This is a genomic window from Gordonia sp. GONU (genome assembly GCF_024733855.1).
Classification (GTDB): Bacteria; Actinomycetota; Actinomycetes; order Mycobacteriales; family Mycobacteriaceae; genus Gordonia; species Gordonia amicalis.
In genome coordinates, this window is the sequence record NZ_JANRHB010000011.1 from 60862 (window position 1) to 80796 (window position 19935).

Consider the following 19935-nt stretch of genomic DNA (forward strand, 5'->3'; position numbering starts at 1 on the left):
TCAGCCGCCGGCGAAGCGCGCCTCGACCGCTTCGCCGACCCGGCCGGCGCCGGTGTGGAGTCGCAGCCCCGCGGTCACCGGACGCACCGAGATCGCGTCGCCGCCGCCGTCGAGGCGGACGTAGATCGAGCCGAGCCCCGACCGGACCGGTACGCGCGCCGCCCGGCCGCCGTCGAGCTTCATCTCGATCTCACCGTCGCGGGTGGCGCAATAGCTGAGAGCGACCGTCCACGGCCAGCGGAACAGCGGGCCGTCGAGTTCCAGACGTGACGGTCCGGAGATCTCGGGCCGGGCGCAGCTGCCCTTTCCCGCGGTGACGAGCCGGCGTTGGGTCACCCCGCCGGGCACTGCGTTGCCCGCGGTGTCCAGGACGAGGAGGCGGTCGGTACTCGTGCCGAAGTCCGGCCGCGGGTCGACTCGACCGAAGATGCGGCTGATCTGGTTGTCCGGGTAGACGACCGGCTGCAGGATCTCCAGCGGGACGGACTGATCCAGCAGCGTCGCATCGGCGTTGTCGTGCAGGGTGGCGACCGCCGTGTCGAGGTAGTCGCCGGTCGGGTTGTCACGCCACGACGCCGAGAACGACACGAGCGAGACGAGTGCCGACACCATGGCCAGCGCACCGACAGTGGGCAGGAGGAGCACCGTCGGCGATGTCTCCTCGGCAGCGTGGCGACGGTCCGGCTGCGCATCGGTCGGCCGGGCATCGGTCGGCCGGACGCCGACCAGCAGCGCGATCGCGATGGCGAACACGAGCGCGGTGTCGGGGAGATACCGCATGTGCTGGGCGAGCTCGATCGCGGTCTCCGGGCTCGACCGATTCCACATCACCGGAATCTGCGCAGCGACCGCGTACAGCGCCGCGAAGCCCACGATCGGCACCGCCCGACGCTCCCGGGTCACCGCCCACCCGGCGACCGCGGCCAGGACCACCCAGCCGGCGACGATCATCCATGTCGCGGGGAACCCGGTGGGCGGGCTCGGCGTCCACCGGTCCCACTCCCACGGGCCACCGACCAGCGACGGCACGATGGCGTGGCTCACCGAACGCCACACCAGCCGGGCGGTCTGTCCGACCGAGTGGTTGCCCGCGGTCGGATCGGCGGTGACGAAGTACACGACGGTCCAGATCGCGGTGATCACCGCGAGCGACGCCCACAGCTCGCGGCCGGCGCGCAGGGTCGACGTCAGCGCGCGTCGCCCACTGCCGTTCGCCAGGACCGCGACCACGAATGCGATCGGGAGGATGAACAGCGACTTCTCGAAGAAGGCCAGTGCGACCACGAAGACCACCGTCGACCGGATCCACACGGCGCGGCGTCGGGCCGGGTCGACGTCACCGCGTGCGAGTCCCACGGCGTCGGCGACGATCCAGGCCAGCGCCGCCTGCATCGGCAGGGTGTTGAGGCCCGCCGCCCACCACGCGAAGGCGGGCACCGTCATCGGACTGAACAGATAGAACGCCAGCGCCACCAGCGCGCCGGCCCGGGCCGCGGGCGCGATGACGCGGATCATCCGCCACACCGCGATCGACGCGATGGCCTGCAGCACGATCAGCGTCAGGGCCGGGACCACCCAGTTGACCGGCGCCAGCCACGTGGCCACTCCGGCCAGCAGGAAGGCCGCCGGCATGAAGTGGCCGTCGTGACTGTGCCCGAGGTACTCCCAGGAGAGGATCGGGTTCGACGAGGCCCGGGCGATCAGCACCAGATCGTCCCAGTAGAAGTTCCCGGTCGCGACGAGCCACCCCCGGATGATCAGCTGTGCGGCGATCAGGGCCACCGCGATCATCGACACCATGCGCGCATTGAGCATGCGCTCCAGTCTCCATGTGGCGAACGCGAGCACATCGAGGGGTGCCGGGTCCGCTCGGGTACCTGCAGGTCGGATCGGTGCGACGTGGCAAAATCAGGCCGTGACCGATCGCAGCCCGAGCTCCGGATCCGACGAACCCCAGCAATCGACGGGGACGTCCTTCGAGAACACGATCGATCTCGAGAAGTACCAGCTCACCTCCGACGTCGATGACCTGCCGGACGACATCGACGAACTGCGTCTGGAGATCGACCGGCTCGACGCCGTCATCCTCGGTGCGGTCAAACGACGCTCGGCGGTCTCGAAGAAGATCGGCGCCGCGCGGATGGCGTCGGGCGGTCCGCGACTCGTGCACAGTCGCGAGGTGAAGGTCCTCGATCGTTTCGCCGATCTCGGCAAAGAAGGTCACACCCTTGCGATGCTCCTGCTCCGGCTCGGGCGCGGTCCGCTCGGACGCTGACCGCGATCGTGAAGTTGTGCCGACGGCTGTGACGAGCGTCGCGGTGGGGACGCCGAACACATAGGGTTGGGTGTCATGAGCACGCAGGCAACCGGGAGCGACTTCACCGGCACCGACCACGGCGACATCACCGCAACGCAGTCCTGGCAGGCTCTCGCCGCACACCAACCGCATGTGTACGCACTTCATCTGCGCGAGGTGTTCGCGCTCGATCCCGCGCGCGGCCGCGATCTGACCGTCGACGTCGGCGATCTCCACATCGACTACTCCAAGCATCGGGTGACACGGGAGACACTCGAACTGCTGATGAGTCTGGCCCGCGAGGTCGGACTCGAGGAGAGCCGCGACGACATGTTCGCCGGCGCGCACATCAACACCTCCGAGGACCGGGCCGTCCTGCACACCGCCCTTCGGCTCCCGGCCGACGCCACCCTGACCGTCGACGGACAGGACGTGGTGGCCGACGTGCACGAGGTCCTCACCCGGATGGGCGAGTTCACCGACCGTCTCCGCAGCGGAGAGTGGAAGGGTCACACCGGAAAACGCATCACCGACGTCGTGAACATCGGCATCGGCGGGTCGGACCTGGGGCCGGTCATGGTGTACCAGGCTCTCCGCCACTACGTCGACGCCGGGATCCGCTGCCACTTCGTCTCCAACGTCGATCCGGCCGACATGGTCGGCACCCTCGACGGGCTCGACCCCGAGACCACGCTGTTCATCATCGCGTCGAAGACCTTCACCACCCTCGAGACGCTGACCAACGCCGCCGCCGCACGGAGCTGGCTGCTCGAGGCCCTCGATGCCGGGTCCGAGGCGGTGGCAAAGCATTTCGTCGCCGTGAGCACCAATGCCGACGAGGTGGCGAGGTTCGGGATCGACACCTCCCACATGTTCGGCTTCTGGGACTGGGTCGGCGGACGCTATTCCGTGGACTCGGCGATCGGACTGTCAGTGATGGCCGCGATCGGCAAGGAGCGTTTCGCCGAGTTCCTCGACGGCTTCCACATCGTCGACGAACACTTCCGCACCCAGCCGCTGGAGCAGAATGCGCCGGCCATACTGGGCCTGATCGGCCTCTGGTACAACAACTTCTGGGACATCGACACCCGGGCGGTCCTCCCCTACAGCAACGACATGGCACGCTTCGCCGCCTACCTGCAGCAGCTCACCATGGAGTCCAACGGCAAGTCGGTGACCGCGAGCGGACACCACGTCACCACCGACACCGGCGAGATCTTCTGGGGCGAGCCGGGAACCAACGGCCAGCACGCGTTCTATCAGCTGCTGCATCAGGGCACGCGGATCGTGCCGGCCGACTTCATCGGCTTCGCCGAACCCACCGACGACCTGCCCGCCGGTCCCGACGGCTCGGGTTCGATGCACGACCTGCTGATGAGCAACTACTTCGCGCAGACCAAGGTGCTCGCCTTCGGCAAGACGGCCGACGAGATCGCCGCAGAGGGCGTGCCCGCACATGTGCTGGCGCACAAGGTGATGCCGGGCAACCGTCCCAGCACGTCGATCCTCGCTCCCCGACTGACCCCGTCGGTGATCGGCCAGCTGATCGCGCTGTACGAACACCAGGTGTTCGTCGAAGGTGTCATCTGGGGGATCAACCCCTTCGACCAGTGGGGCGTCGAACTCGGCAAGACCCAGGCGAAGGCACTCCTGGGCACCATCACCCAGGCCGATGCACCCGCGAGCGACGACGATTCGTCAACGAACGAGCTGGTCGCGTGGTACCGCCGTCATCGGGGCCGAGCGGTCTGAGATCGGAGCTCCCGCGAGCGCGTCTCCCTCCCGCGGTGCCGGGTTCCTTCGCGCTGATCGGATCCGATCAGCGGATGGGAAACGGGACCGCGGGAAGCTAGCGTGGCGGGATGCTGCCACACCGGATTCGACGCCCCGCAGCCGGATTCGCGGCCGTCACACTGGCTCTCGTGGGCGTCACCGGTTGCACCCCCGACGATCCTGTCGATCGCGCGCCGGGCACGTCGACGTCCGCTCCCGCGGCGGTGAAGGTCGTGACCGCCGGTCCCAGCCCGAACATCGAGCCGGTGGCCCGTCGTTTTCCGCTGCTCACCGAGGGCACCGTCGACTGCTGGGCAGCGGGAACCCTCGGGTCCGCCCCCGGGTCCTCCGAGCGGGTACCCGGTCCCACCGCCTACTGGTTCGACACCGTCGTCGACGTCGGGCCCGAGCGCGCAACCGCCTGGGCCGATGAGTATCACGCGGAACCGGTGGCCGCGCCCGACCGGGTGGCCGCCGAACTGCGCGGCTTCGTCCCGGTCGGCGAGTTCGTCGGCGGGCAGCACCTGGACGACGCGTTCTCGTCGGGTGACTGGCGGGCGACGGTGTACCTGTCGCCGTCGACGGGCCGCGTGGTCGTGCTCGGCATCGACGACTGACCTGCGTAAGGTGACGGTCTGTGGCGAACAAGCAGGGACAGAGCGTGGCGTCGGGCGCATTTCAGATGTTCGGGAGCCGTCGTCGTGACCAGGTCAGCGAGTTGCTGGGAGACATCTTCGGCCGGACCGACATCGAGGCGCTGGCCTCGGACTGGCGTGGGGTCGTCTACTTCACGCTCGCCGAGGACGAATCCATCGACGCCGAGACGGTGCTCGGATTCGACGCGTCCAGCGGATCTTCGGGTGAGTTGGCAACCATCGACGACGTGCTCGCAGCCGTCCGCACGGGCGAGGTCGCCGAAGCCGTCGACGTCGCGAGCTTCGATGCCTGGCGGACCGCCACCGGCACACGCTCACTCGACATGGGCGCCTGCGTACCGCCGGCCCTCTACGAGTTCCTCGGTGGCGATCCCGCCGAAAGATCCGTCGAATCCGAGGATCTCGTGACCTTCGTGGCCACCGCCGCCGCGCTCATGGGCCGGCTCGAGAAGCTCGGCGTCGAACCCGGTGACGAGATCCCCGACGAGGTGTTCGACGAGGACTACTGGAAGTAGTCACTCCGCCGGCAACGATTCAGACCATCCGTCGACTGATCGACGCCGGCAGGAACTTGAGCGCCGCGGCGATCGGCGTCCACGGCCACGCGGGTACCGGGGCCCAGTTCTTCTCGGCCTCGATCGCCGCGACCATGGCGTCGACGCCCTTGTCGGTGTCGACCATCAGCGAGGTCTTCACGCCACGGTTGATGTCGGTCTCGATGTAGCCGGGCGCCACGACCGACACCCTGATCGGTGAGCCCGCGAACTCGGCCTGCAGTCCCTGCCCCAGCGCGGTCAGCCCGGCCTTCGACGCCGAGTACGCCGCCTGCGCCTTGGGCATGCCCCGGACCCCGGAGATCGAGCTGACCAGGACGAGGTGACCGGCGTTCTGCTCACGGAAGATCTCCAGCGCGGCCTCGGCCTGCGCGAGCGCGCCGACGAGATTGGTCTGTACGGTCTCGATGTTGGCCGCCGCCTTACCCGTGCCGATCGGTGCCCCCTTGCCGAGCCCGGCGTTGACGATGACGCGATCGAGGCCGCCGAGTTCGCCGGCCAGCGCGCGGAAGACGACCGGCACCGCGTCGAGGTCGGTGACGTCGAGTCGGGCGATCGCGACCTGGGCCGCCGAGGGTCGCAGTTCGGCGGCCAGTGCCTCGAGCTTGTCGAGGCGCCGCGCGGCGAGTGCCAGCGAACGCCCCTGGGCGGCGAATCTGCGGGCCATGCCCTCGCCGAGTCCCGAACTCGCACCCGTGATGAGGATCTTCTGCCGTGTCGTCGCGGTCATGGACCCGAACCTACCGGCACCACCGCCGACTACGCGGACCTGGAGGTGAGTCGCAGGGCGCGGATGACCTGATCGGTGCTGGAACGGTCGCCCACGGTGATACGGGTTCCCGCCGTGCCGCACGCCTTCACCGCAACCCCGAGCCCGCACAGCATCCGGCCGACCGACACGCCCTCCGCACCGGGGAAGAAGACGAAGTTGGCGTGGCTGGGCAGCACCCGGAAACCCATGTGCGCGAGCATGTCCACCATCCGGTCCCGCTCCCCCCTCATCGACCGGACTCGTTGCGCCAGCTCGAGTTCCGCATCGACCGCGACCGGGACGGCCGCCATCGCGGCCCGCCCGACGGCGAAGGGCACCTCGTGTGCGCGCAGGTCGGTGATCAGTTCGGTGGAGCCGATTCCGTACCCGACGCGGAGTGCGGCCAGACCGTACGCCTTGGAAAAGGTCCGCAGCACCACGACGCGAGGGTTCCGGATCAGCCGATGCAGATCCGGCGTGGTCTCGCCGAACTCCACATACGCCTCGTCGACGATGGAGGTCACGTGCGGCGGCACCGCTCCGAGGAACCGGTTGAGGTCGCCCTCGTTCACCACCGAGCCCGTCGGGTTGTGCGGCGAGCAGATCACGACCACCACCGTCTCCGGGGTGATCGCCGCGAGCAGGCGATCGAGGTCGACTGCGCCGTCGTCGGCGAGGTCGACTGCGTCGAAGCGCATCCCGACCATCCGCGCGAGGATCGGATAGCCGTCGAAGGTGGGCGTCGAGGTGAGCAACGCCGGCGCGGCGACGCCGGCCGCTGTCGCCCGGCGGACCGCACACTGCAAGGCGGCCAGGGCGACTCCGGTCGCCCCCGCGCCCACCGTGACCCGCTCGGGTACGAGACCGAGGTGGCAGGCGATCTGTCCGCGCGTGCGATCGGGCAGGAAGTCGGGGTACCGATGGGCATCGAGGATCTCGTTCTGCAGCGCCGCCGCGACCGAGGGCAGCGGTGGGTAGGCCGATTCGTTGAGGTCCAGCCGGATGCGTGGCCAGGACGCGCCGCCGGCGAGCGGCGGACTCACGGCCGTCCTCCCCATCTCAGCGCGGCGGCCGCGGAGAAGTCGCCGGCGTGCGCGAACGCAGCCATCATCACGATGTCGCCCTCGCCGATGCGCCCGTCGGAGATGGCGGCGTCGAGGGAGACCGGGATGGCCACGGCGAACAGGTTGCCGCATTCGTCGAACGTGTCCGGGTGATGGCTGTCCGACAGTTCGAGCGCCTCACGCCAATTGCGCAGGAAGATCCGGCTGGGTTGATTGGTGACTAACCAGTCGAGATCCGACGGCGAGATGCCGATCTCGTCAGCCACCTCGATCGCGACTTCGGGCACCATCCGGTTGCCCCGCGCAAGCACCTTCGCGATCTTGGAGTCGGTGAACCCGATGTGCACCTGGCCCGGTCCGGCCTCCCAGTACTTGCGGGGCGGGTCGGAGACCCCGGTCATGTCGCCGGAGTACTGCCCGAACGAGTGACAACGCAGGCCGAGAACCGGGCTCGCATCCACGTCGTCGACGGTCAGCACGGCCACCGCCGCACCATCTCCCGGGATCGCGGCCTGCGCCTTACCGCGGACCTGTTCCTGGGTGAACACCTGACCTGCACTGTTCTGCGCCAACCCGAGCAACGCCTTGCGGCCTCCGCCGGCCCGCAGCAACGCCGCGGCGACATCGATCATGTGGATGAACGCCGCACAACCGCCGTTGTGTACGTCGAGGACGGTCGAAGGTCTCATACCGAGCCGATGGGCCACCTCCCCTCCGCAACCGCGCACGGGCACCTCGGGCAGCTGACTGTGGGTGAGGACCACGTCGACGTCGTCGAGGAAATCGTCGCCGTGCCGCTCGAACAGCTCACGCGTGGCCGAGAGCATCATGTCTGCCGACGTCTCCCCCTCGGCAGCATGATGACGGAATGCCGGTGCGCGGAACATCACATTGTCCGCCAGGGTGTCGTCCTCGGCGAACTGCGCGTAATACGCTGCAGGAACGACCTTCTCGGGAAGATAGGTGGCGAGGTCGATGAGGCTGACCGGGTTCGATGTCATGATCGCATCCATTCTGGGGTGAGCGGGAGGCCGTTGCGGTGCCGGTATTCGGCGATGGCGGTGAGGTTGTCGAGTTCGATCTGATGGCCGGGGGCGAAGGTGTCCCAGAAGTCCCCCACCCACACCGGCCGTTCGGGCGGAGCGGTCTCCGGGAAAGGGTTCTCGTCGTAGAACGGGTGATGGCAATTCACCCACAGGACAACGGAACCGGGCTTGTCAAAGACGACCTGCGCGTCGACGACCCGCATCAGATAGATCATCCAGAGGTGACGGCCCTGGTCCCACGCGCAGTGATAGTCGACGGTCATCGACTCGGGCGAGGCCACCGTGCGGACGTAGATCTCGGTGTCGGCTCCCAACCGGTCCTGCGCGACCCACAATCCCGGCTCCTCGGTCTCGGTGAATCCGCGGAGGCTGTAGCTCCATTCCTCCAGCGACCGGGTGTGTGCGAGCCAGTCGAACACCTCGCGGGGCGGGGCGTCGACGTAGCCCTGCACCGGGCAGAACTCACCGTAGATCTGGTCGTGGGGATACACCGACCGCAGCTTGTCGAGCACGAGCGGGGTCGCGACCGGCCGCGGATGGGTTTCGATACGGACGAGACCGGCGAGGGTCGCGGCATCCTCGCCGAGGTCGGCGAGGGCGGGTTGTAGCACTGTCATGACTGTCCTTTCGGGATGAGCGGGACGAACGGGGGTATCTCGTCGGGATCGACGTCGACGACGAGACAGTTCGGACCGGATTGCGACAGCAGCTCGGTGGCTGCCCCGCGTACAGATGCGGCGTCGGAGGCGCGGGCGACGACCAGCCCGTCGAACATGGAGGCCAATCCGCCGGCCAGGTCACTGGGTTGAAACCTGTTGACACTGGGCGTGTTCGGGAAGAAGAGTCGTTCCCGGCTGATGCACATCGCGTGTGCGTTGTTGTTGAGCAGGACGAGGGTGACCGGCGCGGAGTGTTCGACGGCGGTGTGGATCTCCATGCCGTGCATGAAGAATGCGCCGTCTCCCGCGATCACCACGGTTCGTTTCGGCTTCTCACCGGCGACCGAGTCGATGGCGTTGCCGATCCCGGCCGCGATCGCGTATCCCATGCCGCCCATGCCCAGCGCCACCACGAATCTGCCGTGGCCGCACGGGAGGTGGTGGATCGCGGCGGCACCGGCGTTGCCGGCGTCGGCGAACACCGGGGTGTCCGGCGGCAACGCACGCCCGATCTCCTCGATCGCGGTGCGCATGTCCAGGCCCGCTCGTCCGGGCAGCACGGTCAGGTGGGTCACGGAGACCGCTTCGCGCGGCCGATCATGGCCGAGTCGTCGCCGGACCCCACCGGCCAGTCGCGAGATCGCGGCCGCGAGGTCGGTACACCGCACATGGTCGACGTCGCCGGGCATCCGCGGCGGTTCGGCGCCGAGGTGGATCAACCGCAGTCGTCCCAGTGCCTCGTCGAGTCCGGCGCGATCGGTCATCGTCATCCGACACCCGAGCACGAGGCACGCGTCCGCATCGGCGATGGCACGATGCGCCGACGGATGTCCCATCACACCGGTGACGCCCGCGAAACCGTCGGCGTCCCTGAGGATGTCACGACCGCCGGGAGCCGCGACGACCACTGCACCGAGCGCGTCGGCGAGAGCCTCGACCGGTCGGCCGGCCTCCGCACGGGAGGCCTCGTCACCCACCCAGATGAGCAGCCGCGCACCGGATTCCGCGAGAGCGCACAGTTCGTCGGCGACCGCGAACAGCGTCGGCCCCGATACGCCGATTCCGTGCTGCACCCACTCCCCGGGATGCAGTTGCCGCAGTCGGGGGCCCGGCGCGGACTGGACGTCCTTGGGCAGCAGGACAGCGGCCGGCAGACCTCGGTGAAGGGTGGCGAAGGCCGTTGCGAGCGCAGCGGGCACCTCGTCGGCGTGCCCGACCACCGAACACGAACCCGTGACGGCCGACAGGACTCCGGCGATGTCGACGGTGTCCGGCGGCGCGAGCATGTCCTGGAAGGCCCCGCGGCCGACCAGCGTCGACGGCGCGGTGCCGATCAGTGCGAGCACCGGGACCCGGCTGTCGTACGCCTCGGCGAGTGCCGGGACGACGTTCATCGCGCCACCACCCGAGGTGGTCATGACGACGCCGGGCCGGCCGGTCATCCGAGCGGTGCCGTCGGCCATCGCACCGGCGGCGAATTCGTGTTTGGCGACGACCGCCGTCATCCCCGGCGCACGCGTCGCGGCGTCGTAGAGGTCTTCGATGTTGGCTCCGTGCACACCGAACCCGAGGGCCATAGACGCTGAGATCAGTTGTTCCACAATGTATTCGGCAACCGTCTGAGTAGCGACGTGCGCGTCGGCGGTGGCGGCTGCCCGATGCCTGAGGTCTGCGGTCAAGGTCATGGGAACAACTCTGCGTCGCCGAACCTGAAGAACCGCTGAAGCAGTACACCGATCGAACACTGTCGTGCGAACGCATGACGACCTAGGCTGAGTGATCAGCAGGTGCTGTCTCGGTAGGCACCGGCGAGGAGTCGCGATGTCCGGTTTTCCACGCATGGCCTCCGGTCGCCGCGCGCTCCCCCGGCCCCCTGCTCTTCTACGCCGGAGTCAGGGAGTCCGCATCCGGTCCACGATCGTCGGGACCCTCCTCGTCACCATCGCTCTGCTCATCGGTGCCGCGGTGATGCTGTTCATGCTGAATCGCGCCGACAGCCGGACGATGTACGACGAGACGAGCTACCGGGCCTACGAGATCGCCGCAGAGATCCGAGAGGGCGGGATCTCGGAGATCTCCCCCGAGTCGCTCGGGATGGGTTCCGGGGCCGACATCGTGCAGGTGATCGACGGGACCGGCGACGTGGTGGCGTCCTCACCGGGCGCCTCCGGCGATGCGGTGACGACCGAGCGCCCGGCACTGTGGACGTCGTCGCAGGTGAAGGGACGGCTGATCCCCGGCAGCGATGTGGAGTTCTGCGCGACCGTCACCGCCACCTCGCACAACGGAGCCTCGTACACCGTGGTCGTCGCGGTGTCGGCGGACGCGTACCGGCAGAGTCTGATCAACACGGCGCTCGTGCTCGCGGTCGAACTCCCGATCCTGGTTCTCCTGTCCGCGGTGGCCATCTGGTTCTTCGTGGGTCGCGCACTGCGCCCGGTCGGGCGGATCACCGAGCAGGTCACCGCGATCACCGCGTCGGATCTGTCGCGTCGCGTGCCGGTCCCGTCCACCGACGACGAGGTGACGCGTCTGGCCACGACCATGAACTCGATGCTCGAACGTCTCGAACAGAGCCGTGCGGCGCAGTTGCGATTCGTCGGGGATGCTTCACACGAGATGCGCAGTCCGTTGACCACGGTGGTCGGTCTGCTCGATCTCGCCGACGACACCGACTCCCCGATCGACGTGCAGACAACCCGCACCTTGCTGCTTCCCGAGGCCCGCCGGCTCCAGAACATGGTCGACGATCTGCTGTTGCTCGCACGCTCCGACGAACACGGTGTGCCGCTGCACATCCGGGACGTCGACCTCGACGACATCGTCGCCGCCGAGGCGCGACGCCTCCGGTCACTGGGGCTCGCCGCAGTCGCGACCACGATCATCCCGATCAGGACGTCGGGCGATCCGGAGAAACTGTCGCGCGCGATCCGCAACCTCGCCGAGAACGCGGTGCGTTACGCGGCGTCGACGGTCCGGTTCGACATGTACTTCGACCCCGCCGCCGGGGTCGCGTCGATCGCGGTGACCGACGACGGCCCGGGCATCCCGCGGGATCGTCGCGACATCATCTTCGACCGCTTCACCCGGCTCGATGTCGATCGCCGCAACCGCAGCGGCTCCGGTCTCGGGTTGTCCATCGTCCGCGAGATCGTCCGTGCGCACCGCGGTTCGGTGTCCGTGCAGGACCCGCCGGCCGGGTTCGCGCACGGCGTCACCTTCGTCATCTCCCTCCCGACGGCTCGTCGTCTCCCGGAGGGCACGGGCGACGGCGAGGTCAGCACGGCACTCGCGATGCCGCCTCGTCAACCGATGCGGTAACCCACCCCGCGGACGGTCTCGATGCTGTGCACGCCGAACGGCTGGTCGATCCGCTTGCGCAGGTACCCGATGTACACCTCGATGATGTTGGGGTCACCCTCGTAGTTCTCGTCCCACACCGAGTGCAGGATGTCGGTTTTCGAGACGACGGTTCCGGCGTGGCGGATGAGGCATTCGAGCACCGCGTACTCGCGTGGTGTCAGGGTGATCGGGGTGTCGCCGCGACGCACGAGGTGTTCGGCCGGGTCGAGGAAGAGGTCGCCGACGCGCAGGGTCGCGGGACGCTCCGGGGCACCACGACGCAGAAGCGCCCGCAGCCGCGCCTTGAGGACGACGACCGAGAACGGCTTCACCAGATAGTCGTCCGCGCCGCAGTCGAGCGCCTCCGCCTGGTCGTACTCACCGTCCTTCGCGCTCAGCATCAGGACCGGGGTCCAGACCTCGCGCTCACGAAGGTTCTGGAGCACGCGGTACCCGTTCATCCCCGGCATCATGATGTCGAGCATGATCACGTCGTAGCTTCCCTCGGTGGCCCGCCAGAGCCCTTCCGGACCGTCGAAGGCCAGGGTGACCGCCCACCCATCACTGACGAGCATCCGGCGGACCGTCTCGGCTGCCCTGATGTCATCGTCGACGACGAGCGCGTGCACCATCGCTCATTTCAGCAGCCGCGACATCCGGCGGTCGGCGAGCACCTTGCCACCGGTCTGGCAGGTCGGGCAGTACTGGAAGGAGCGGTCGGCGAAGGACACCTCACGGACGGTGTCGCCGCAGACCGGGCACGGTAGTCCGGTGCGCGCGTGGACGCGGAGGCCGGTGCGCTTCTCCGACTTCAGCCGGGCGACGGTCTGCCCCTCGAGGCGACTCGTGGCGTCGGTCAACACGGCGCGCATCGCGTCGTAGAGTGCGCTCACCTGGTCGGGTTTGAGAGTTTTCGACGACGCGAACGGCGACAGTCGCGCGGTGTGCAGGATCTCGTCGGAGTAGGCGTTCCCGATCCCGGCGATGGTGTGCTGGTCGGTGAGCACGTTCTTGACGCGCCCGGTGGTGCCGGCGAGGATCTCGGCGAACTGCTCCTCGGTCAGTTCCAGTGCGTCGGGGCCGAGGCCGGCGACGCGGTCGATCTCGGCGAGGTCGCGGACGAGCCATACCGCCAGACGCTTCTGGGTTCCGGCCTCGGTGACGTCGAATCCCTCACCGGGGAGACCGCAGTGCACCCGCAGCGCGATCGGCGACTTCCCGCCCGGGCGCAGCGGCTTGGGTGAGAGGTCCTCACTCCATCGCACCCAGCCGGCGCGCGACAGGTGGATGACCAGCGCCAGCGTCGGCTCCGGTGCCGTCGCCTCCGAACCCGGGATGGTCCGGATGACCAGGTACTTGCCCACGCGACCGACCGATTCGACGATCCGGTCGGTGAGCGCGGTGTACGGCGGATCGGCCGTCTTGAGAACGGACAAGGACGCGACATCGACTCGCCGGATCGGGAGTCCGGCTGCACGTCCGTCGACATAGTCGGCGATGGCGGCCACCTCAGGGAGCTCGGGCATGCAACCAGTGTGCTCTAGTAAAGGGATGACTTCCCGACTTTCCGACGCCGAGCTGGCCGCCCGGATCGCCCAGGGAGCCGGGGAGATCCTCCTCGGGATTCGTCATGGCGGCCTGTTGGCCGGCAGCATGCTCGGCGATGTCGGCGATGCTCTCGCGCAGGCGTGGATCTCCACCGTCCTGCGCAAACACCGTCCGCGCGACGCTGTTCTGTCCGAGGAGGCCGCCGACGTCGGCGACCGCTCGACGGCCCAGCGCGTGTGGATCATCGACCCGCTCGACGGCACAAGAGAATTCGCCGCGGGCAGCGCGGACTGGGCTGTGCACGTGGCGTTGACGGAGAACGGGACCGTCACCGAGGCGGCGGTCTCGCTGCCCGCCACCGGCGAACTGTTCCGCGCCGACACCGTCGAGAAGCCTGGCGGCGAACTGACCCGTCGCATGGTGACCTCGCGGTGGGGCGGCTCATACGAGACGAGCTACGTGTCCAACCGGCTCGGCCTGCAGATGGTTCCGGTCGGGTCGGCCGGCGCGAAGGCGATGGCCGTCGTCCGTGGTGATGCCGACGCCTACGTCCATGCCGGCGGCCAGTACGAGTGGGACAACGCGGCGCCGGTCGGGGTCGCAATGGCGGCCGGGTTGCACTGCAGTCGCCTGGACGGGTCGGAGATCGTCTACAACAATCGCCACCCCTACATGCCCGACTTCGTGATCTGCCGCCGCGAGATCCGCGAGGACATGCTCGCGGCCCTGCAGCAGATCTGGTGAACTGGCCGATGTGAACGGAATCGGCGACGCCGTCGTCCGGATCGGACCGGTCCTCGCGGTCGCCATCGGTGTGCTCGCCATCGTCGCGGTGCTGGTGAACCGCCGAAGCGGTTTGGCCACCGACACTTTGGTGGCGACCCTGCGGGCCGTCGTGCAACTGGCGGCGTTGGCGGGGCTACTGGCGGTGGTGATTCCGCATCTGTGGGCGTCGGCGCTGTTCGTCGTGGTCATGGCGGTGGCGGCGGCCTGGACGTCAGCGCGGCGCATTCGTCCGAAACGATCCGACCTCGTCACCGTCGCGCGGTGCCTGGGCCCGGTCGCGGCACCGACGATCGTCGTCGTGCTCGTGCTGGTCGTGGTCGGTGTGCTGCCCGCCCGCGGTATCGCGGTCATCCCCACCGCGGGCATCTTGCTCGGCGGCGCGATGGTCACCACGTCCCTCGCCGGTCGGCGGGCACACGACGAGCTGACCACACGACACGGTGAAGTCGAGGCCGCGCTTTCGCTGGGCCTTCTCCCCCGCGACGCTCGGTTCGAGATCTGCGCCCCGGCGTCGGCGACCGCTCTCATACCCGGGCTCGATCAGACCCGGGCCGTCGGGCTGGTGACGATCCCGGGCGCCTTCGTCGGCATGGTGCTCGGCGGCGCGTCGGTGTGGGCCGCCGCGGCGATGCAGTTGTTCGTACTCATCGCGCTGCTCGCCGTCAGTTCGATCGCCATGCTCGTCACGGTGGAGCTGGTGGCGCGCGAGGACCTGTGACGACGATCAGAACAGTGGCGGGTCTGCCTGGGCGTTCCTTCACTCCCAGAACTCATTTCGACGTTGCGACCTCGATCGAAGTCGCAACTCCGGAATGAAGTCTGGGAGTGGAAGGTTCCTCAGACTTCAGTTCTGCGATCACGCGGGGCGGGAAGCCTTGCGCAGCAGGTAGATGTCCATGATCCAGCCGATGCGTTCACGCGCCTCGGCACGAGCTTCGACGATCCGGTCGGTCACGTCGCCCACCCGTCCGCTGATGAGGATCTCGTCGGCGGTGCCGACGTAGGCGCCCCACCAGATGTGGTCGTCCGGGTCGGCGGTGTGACGGAAGGCCAGATCGCCGTCGAGCATGACGATCTGGTTGGCATCGGCGCCGGCGGGGGTCTCGGCGAGGCGTCGACCGGTGGTGATGTGGATCGGTTCGCCGACGCGGTTGGCGACGATGCCGTGCGCGGCGGTGAGTGCGCTGGCGCTGGTCACGCCGGGAATCACCTCGACCGAGAGCTCGAGGTCGTCGCGGGCGGCCAGGTCGTCGACGATGCGCAGTGTGCTGTCGTAGAGCGCCGGATCGCCCCACACCAGGAAGGCCGCGACCCCGCCGTCGCCGACCTCGTTCCGCAGTGCGGCGGCGATCAGGTCCGCGCGAGCCGCATGCCAGCGCCGGACCTCGGCGTCGTAGTCGGCCGGGGTGCGATCACGCGGCGGATCGGGGATCTCGACGAGCGAATAGCCCGCGCGCGCATGCGCATCGAGGATCACCCGGCGCGCGTCGAGTAACCCGCTCTTGGCCGTTCCCTTCTCGAGGGCGAGGAAGGCGTCGACGTCGGCCATGGCGTCGATGGCTTGCAGGGTGACCTGGCGTGGACCGCCGGGCCCGATCCCGATGACCCGCAGCGTGATTCGCACGGTCAGATCTTCACCTTGGGGAGGCCGTGTTTACGGGCGGTCATGTCCAGGATCAGCTGGCGCGGCGCGAGCCGGCGCAGGAAGAACACGATTCCCGCCTGATTTCCTCTGGCGTAGAACGGCTTCGGGTGCTCGGCGAGCGCCGCGTCGACGATCTGGGTGGCCATGTCCTCCGCGCTGATCCCGGCGTCCTCGTTGCGGCGGGTGGCCGCGGCGAGGGTCTCGTATTCGGCACGGTACGGCGAGTTCTCGCCGACATGGATGGACCGACGATCGCCGATCCCGGTGGCGATGGTGCCCGGCTCCACCGAGATCATGCGAATCCCGTACGGCGCCACCTCACGACGGGTGGCCAGCGCGAACGCCTTCAACGCCGACTTGGTCGCCGCGTAGTTGGAACGGAACGCGACCGGGAAACTCGACAGCATCGAGCCGACCATGACCACCGTGCCCCAACGCCGCTCCCGCATCCCCGGAAGAACCGCCTTCGTGAGCGCGATCGGCCCGAACACGTTGACGCGGAACAGATCCTCGATGGCCTGCATCGAGGTGTCCTCGAGCGCGCCCGCCTGCGATTCGCCGGCGTTGTTGACGAGGATGTCAACCGGACCGACGAGGTCGGCACAGGCGGTGGCGGAGTCATAGTCGGCGTTGTCCAGGCGGACGTAGGTGACACCGGCGATCGGGTTCCGCACGGCGTCGGGGTTACGGGTCGTGCCGTAGACCCGGTGGCCACGGGCGACGAACTGGCGGGCGACTTCGGCGCCGATGCCGCTGGTCGCGCCGGTGACGAGAACGGTCTGAGAGCTCACGCCCGCTACGGTATCGCAGCCCGTTTCAGACGAGACGGTCGTAGCGACGCGTGAGAATGCTCAGTTCGGCCGCGACCCGATCGGTGTCGGGGCCGTAGGGACGCTGCGGATCGCGCGTCCACCAGTCGGCGAAACGCTGAAGCGGAGTGCGGCGGCCGGTCGGCGTGCGGCGGGTGACGTACACCAAGGTCGCCGCGGCGACGACGGCCAGGACGGCGAGGACGATGAGTGCGATGATCATGGCAGTAATTTTCTGCGCACTCGATTTCAGCCAACAGTGGCACAAATGACAATGTCCACAAATCTTCTGCCATACTGACGTCATGCTGACAACGGTCGGGGTCCTCCTCCACGGCAACGTCGCGCTCTTCGAGTTCGGCGTGATCCACGAGGTGTTCGGCCTCGACCGCACCGACGACGGCGTTCCCGCATTCGACTTCCGGGTCGCCTCCCCCGATCCATCGGTCCCGCTGCACGTCGGCAACGGAGTCTCACTCCAGGTCTCGCACACCCTCGACGAGTGCCGCGACGTCGACCTCGTGGCCATCCCGGGCGGAAAGGTCGACGGCGACTATCCCACTGAGATCCTGGACACCGTGCGCGCGGTCGTCGACAACGGCGGCCGCGTGCTCACCGTGTGCTCGGGTGCCTTCGTCGCCGGCGCGGCCGGCCTGCTCGACGGCCGCCGCTGCACCACGCACTGGCGCTACGGCGACGAATTGTCGCGACAGTTCCCGAAGGCGAAGGTCGACACCGACGTCCTCTTCGTCGACGACGGTCCCATCACCACCAGCGCCGGCACCGCCGCCGGGATCGACGCGTCGTTGCATCTCGTACGCGAGGCCTGGGGACCGGGCGTCGCGAACCGGATCGCCCGCCGCATGGTCGTCTCGCCGCACCGTGACGGCGGTCAGCGACAGTTCGTCGACGCCCCGATGCCCTCCTGCTCCGACGAGGGTTTCGGAGCTCTGCTCAGTTGGCTTCTCGAACACCTCGACAGCGACATCAGCGTCGACGACATGGCGGAACGGATGCACATGTCCGGCCGGACATTCGCGCGCAGATTCGTCGACGAGGTCGGGGTGTCACCGCGGCGATGGCTCACCGAGCAGCGCGTCCTCGCCGCGAAAAACCTGCTGGAATCCACCGACGCGCCCGTCGAAGAGGTCGCGCGGTTGGTCGGATTCACCTCGGCGACACTGCTGCGGCACCACTTCGCGGCGTCCGTGGGCGTCTCGCCGCTCGTGTACCGACGTCGCTTCGCGAAGTCCGCCGCCGCTTCATAGCTCGAACCCGCGATCAGCGCGGTTTCGAGCTATGAAACGGCAGTTGGTGCCCTCGGTAGGATTCGAACCTACGACCTACCCTTTAGGAGAGGGTTGCTCTATCCCCTGAGCTACGAAGGCGCAGCGACCCGCCGACGGGCGAGACCCGCGCGAGCGCCACACGGCAGTGTACGTCAGCACTCGACGCCGACCGCACCATCTCCGCACGGCACCCGATTCCGATCGCCGCTATAGTCGACAGGAGGCGCGAACCGGGCAATTCGGGCTGTGATTGTCGCCACTTCATGCACCCCGACGTTGAGGTTCCTGCCAGATTCGGCCCGTACACTTCGTTCGGGTAACAGTTTGGTCAACGGGGAGGTCATTGCTTTGGTGCACGCAGCGGGCTCGGCGCGCACCGCCGACAGCGAGACCGGCACGGCTACCCCCTCGGGACCGACCACTCCGGCGACACCGTCGACGACGACGGCGCCGGTCGCCGCTCCGGTCGGCAAACCCCGCTCTCGCGCACACACCGCCGACTTCGTCCGGGTGGTCCTGTTCACCTTCGTGGTGGTCGCACACAGCGTCAACGCGATCAACGGCGGACCCGACGAGATCCGCGGCGCCAACCTCGTCGGCACCCTTTGTCACCTCACCCGCTACGGCTTCGTCGCGGTGACGCTCTACGTCCTCGTCCTGAGCATGCAGGGACGCGAGATGTCGCCGGTGCAGTTCTGGCGGCGTCGCTTCGGCCTGGTGATCGGGCCCTACCTCGCGTGGACGGTCATCTACGCGATCACCGACCACGTGATCATCCGGGACAACCCCTTCCCGCCGGCCGGTGAGTGGGTCTCCGGACTCGCGCACGATCTGCTCGTCGGCGAGGGAAAGTACCAGCTGTACTTCCTGCTGATCTCGATGCAGATCTATCTGTTCTTCCCGCTCATCGCGTGGATCTTCGAACGCGGCCGGAACCGTCCGTGGCTTCTGCTGTCCGGTGGCGCGCTCATCCAGATCATGATGTTCGTCGTCTTCCAGTACCTGCCGCGTCCGTCCGGGGCGGCCTGGGACCTCGCCTACCAGCACCTGTGGAAGACGCTGCCGATGTACGCACTGTTCGTCGCCATGGGTGTACTCGCGGCGCAGCATCAGCAGGCGGTGGACAAGTGGTTGCGTGAGCACATGGCCACCGTGGTGCTCGTCGCCGCGGGCTGCGCGGCGTTCACCGTCGCCGGCTACCTCCTGGCGACCTCGCCCGGCAACGTCCCGTGGAAGGCGAACACCGCCTGGAATCCGGTGTCGCTGCCGTGGCTCGTGGGCGGGTTCGCGCTGCTGTGGCTGATCGGTCTCGTCTGGGACGACCGCCGCGCGGCCGGCCGGCCGGCCGCCGCGAAGTTCGTTTCGCAAGCAACCCTGCGCGCGTTCGGCGTGTTCGCCGTTCACCCACTCATCCTCGACATCCTCGGGCGCGTGGGCTTCCTCGGCGGGCTCTTCGAATGGTTCCCGCACTCCGCGATCATGCGTTCGCTGATCCTCATCGCGGTCGTTCTCGTCAGCTCGCTGGTGCTCGTTGACATCCTGCTGCGTCTTCCGTTCAGCAAATGGCTGACCGCCCGGCCCCGCCTCCCCCTGCTGCCGAAGCGGCGAGAGAAGAAGCAGGACCGGGCGGCAGTGGCCGAAACCCCGACGGTCGAGGCCTCGACGGCGGATGAGAGGGGATGACCGCCGCGTGGTCGAGGTCGGCCAGTCTGGGTGA

General features: G+C 68.3%; 20 protein-coding genes and 1 tRNA gene. 9 read left to right on the forward strand and 12 right to left on the reverse strand.

Annotated features, from left to right (window positions below; all coding sequences use genetic code 11):
• Positions 1-1815, reverse strand: a complete 1815-nt coding sequence (locus tag NWF34_RS12645) for a hypothetical protein (RefSeq protein WP_258325200.1) — start codon at positions 1813-1815, stop codon at positions 1-3.
• Between the two features lie 100 nt (positions 1816-1915).
• On the opposite strand from NWF34_RS12645, the gene NWF34_RS12650 reads away from it, so the two are divergent.
• The 4 genes from NWF34_RS12650 to NWF34_RS12665 all read left to right on the forward strand — a co-directional run bounded on the left by NWF34_RS12650 (position 1916) and on the right by NWF34_RS12665 (position 5240).
• A complete protein-coding gene (locus NWF34_RS12650; RefSeq protein WP_006436126.1) occupies positions 1916-2275 on the forward strand; it encodes a chorismate mutase in 360 nt (119 codons plus the stop codon).
• A 75-nt stretch (positions 2276-2350) separates the two neighbouring features.
• Entirely contained in the window at positions 2351-4048 is a 1698-nt protein-coding gene (gene pgi, locus NWF34_RS12655; protein WP_024499970.1) for a glucose-6-phosphate isomerase, read from the forward strand.
• A 110-nt stretch (positions 4049-4158) separates the two neighbouring features.
• Complete coding sequence (locus NWF34_RS12660; protein ID WP_024499969.1) at positions 4159-4686, forward strand: hypothetical protein; 528 nt, start codon at positions 4159-4161, stop codon at positions 4684-4686.
• 20 nt (positions 4687-4706) lie between these two features.
• Positions 4707-5240, forward strand: coding sequence for a hypothetical protein (locus tag NWF34_RS12665; protein WP_024499968.1), 534 nt, complete (start codon positions 4707-4709; stop codon positions 5238-5240).
• Positions 5241-5259: 19 nt separating this feature from the next.
• Here the strand turns inward: NWF34_RS12665 and NWF34_RS12670 are convergent, their stop codons facing one another.
• The 5 genes from NWF34_RS12670 to NWF34_RS12690 are packed head-to-tail and all read right to left on the reverse strand — an operon-like array spanning position 5260 to position 10484.
• Positions 5260-6009, reverse strand: coding sequence for an SDR family oxidoreductase (locus NWF34_RS12670; RefSeq protein WP_024499967.1), 750 nt, complete (start codon positions 6007-6009; stop codon positions 5260-5262).
• Positions 6010-6038: 29 nt separating this feature from the next.
• Positions 6039-7073, reverse strand: coding sequence for a histidinol-phosphate transaminase (locus tag NWF34_RS12675; RefSeq protein ID WP_024499966.1), 1035 nt, complete (start codon positions 7071-7073; stop codon positions 6039-6041).
• On the reverse strand, positions 7070-8095 hold the full coding sequence (locus NWF34_RS12680; RefSeq protein ID WP_024499965.1) for a 3-oxoacyl-ACP synthase III family protein: 1026 nt from the start codon (positions 8093-8095) through the stop codon (positions 7070-7072). Before NWF34_RS12680 ends, NWF34_RS12675 begins: the two co-directional genes overlap by 4 nt.
• Complete coding sequence (locus NWF34_RS12685) at positions 8092-8757, reverse strand: hypothetical protein (protein WP_024499964.1); 666 nt, start codon at positions 8755-8757, stop codon at positions 8092-8094. The genes NWF34_RS12680 and NWF34_RS12685 overlap by 4 nt, the downstream gene beginning before the upstream one ends.
• On the reverse strand, positions 8754-10484 hold the full coding sequence (locus NWF34_RS12690; RefSeq protein WP_024499963.1) for a thiamine pyrophosphate-binding protein: 1731 nt from the start codon (positions 10482-10484) through the stop codon (positions 8754-8756). Before NWF34_RS12690 ends, NWF34_RS12685 begins: the two co-directional genes overlap by 4 nt.
• A 136-nt stretch (positions 10485-10620) precedes the next feature.
• On the opposite strand from NWF34_RS12690, the gene NWF34_RS12695 reads away from it, so the two are divergent.
• A complete protein-coding gene (locus NWF34_RS12695) occupies positions 10621-12120 on the forward strand; it encodes an ATP-binding protein (protein WP_238064213.1) in 1500 nt (499 codons plus the stop codon).
• On the opposite strand, the gene NWF34_RS12700 is transcribed toward NWF34_RS12695, so the two are convergent.
• Both NWF34_RS12700 and NWF34_RS12705 read right to left on the reverse strand, forming a co-directional pair.
• Positions 12105-12773 carry a response regulator transcription factor gene (locus tag NWF34_RS12700; RefSeq protein WP_024499961.1) on the reverse strand — a complete coding sequence of 223 codons (669 nt, stop codon included), beginning with the start codon at positions 12771-12773 and terminating at the stop codon, positions 12105-12107. The two genes, NWF34_RS12695 and NWF34_RS12700, sit on opposite strands and share 16 nt — an antisense overlap.
• 3 nt (positions 12774-12776) lie before the next feature.
• The gene (locus tag NWF34_RS12705) at positions 12777-13667 is read right to left on the reverse strand and encodes a DNA-formamidopyrimidine glycosylase family protein (RefSeq protein ID WP_258325201.1); all 891 of its coding nucleotides are present in this window, start codon (positions 13665-13667) and stop codon (positions 12777-12779) included.
• Between the two features lie 25 nt (positions 13668-13692).
• Between NWF34_RS12705 and NWF34_RS12710 the strand changes: the two genes are divergently transcribed.
• Positions 13693-14433, forward strand: a complete 741-nt coding sequence (locus tag NWF34_RS12710) for a 3'(2'),5'-bisphosphate nucleotidase CysQ (RefSeq protein WP_258325202.1) — start codon at positions 13693-13695, stop codon at positions 14431-14433.
• A gap of 10 nt (positions 14434-14443) precedes the next feature.
• On the forward strand, positions 14444-15193 hold the full coding sequence (locus NWF34_RS12715; protein WP_258325203.1) for an ABC transporter permease: 750 nt from the start codon (positions 14444-14446) through the stop codon (positions 15191-15193).
• Positions 15194-15331: 138 nt separating this feature from the next.
• Here NWF34_RS12715 and cobF read toward each other — a convergent pair whose 3' ends face one another.
• The 3 genes from cobF to NWF34_RS12730 are packed head-to-tail and all read right to left on the reverse strand — an operon-like array spanning position 15332 to position 17152.
• Positions 15332-16099, reverse strand: coding sequence for a precorrin-6A synthase (deacetylating) (cobF, locus tag NWF34_RS12720; protein ID WP_258325204.1), 768 nt, complete (start codon positions 16097-16099; stop codon positions 15332-15334).
• Positions 16100-16101: 2 nt separating this feature from the next.
• Entirely contained in the window at positions 16102-16911 is an 810-nt protein-coding gene (locus NWF34_RS12725; RefSeq protein WP_258325205.1) for an SDR family oxidoreductase, read from the reverse strand.
• A gap of 25 nt (positions 16912-16936) precedes the next feature.
• Complete coding sequence (locus NWF34_RS12730; RefSeq protein WP_006436111.1) at positions 16937-17152, reverse strand: hypothetical protein; 216 nt, start codon at positions 17150-17152, stop codon at positions 16937-16939.
• An 82-nt stretch (positions 17153-17234) separates the two neighbouring features.
• Here NWF34_RS12730 and NWF34_RS12735 point away from each other — a divergent pair, with 82 nt between their 5' ends.
• Positions 17235-18197: a GlxA family transcriptional regulator gene (locus NWF34_RS12735; RefSeq protein WP_258325206.1), complete on the forward strand. Its 963-nt coding sequence runs from the start codon at positions 17235-17237 to the stop codon at positions 18195-18197.
• Between the two features lie 44 nt (positions 18198-18241).
• Here NWF34_RS12735 and NWF34_RS12740 read toward each other — a convergent pair.
• A tRNA-Arg gene (locus NWF34_RS12740) sits at positions 18242-18317 on the reverse strand.
• 252 nt (positions 18318-18569) lie between these two features.
• On the opposite strand from NWF34_RS12740, the gene NWF34_RS12745 reads away from it, so the two are divergent.
• Positions 18570-19901 carry an acyltransferase gene (locus NWF34_RS12745; protein WP_258325235.1) on the forward strand — a complete coding sequence of 444 codons (1332 nt, stop codon included), beginning with the start codon at positions 18570-18572 and terminating at the stop codon, positions 19899-19901.
• Positions 19902-19935: the final 34 nt, after the last annotated feature.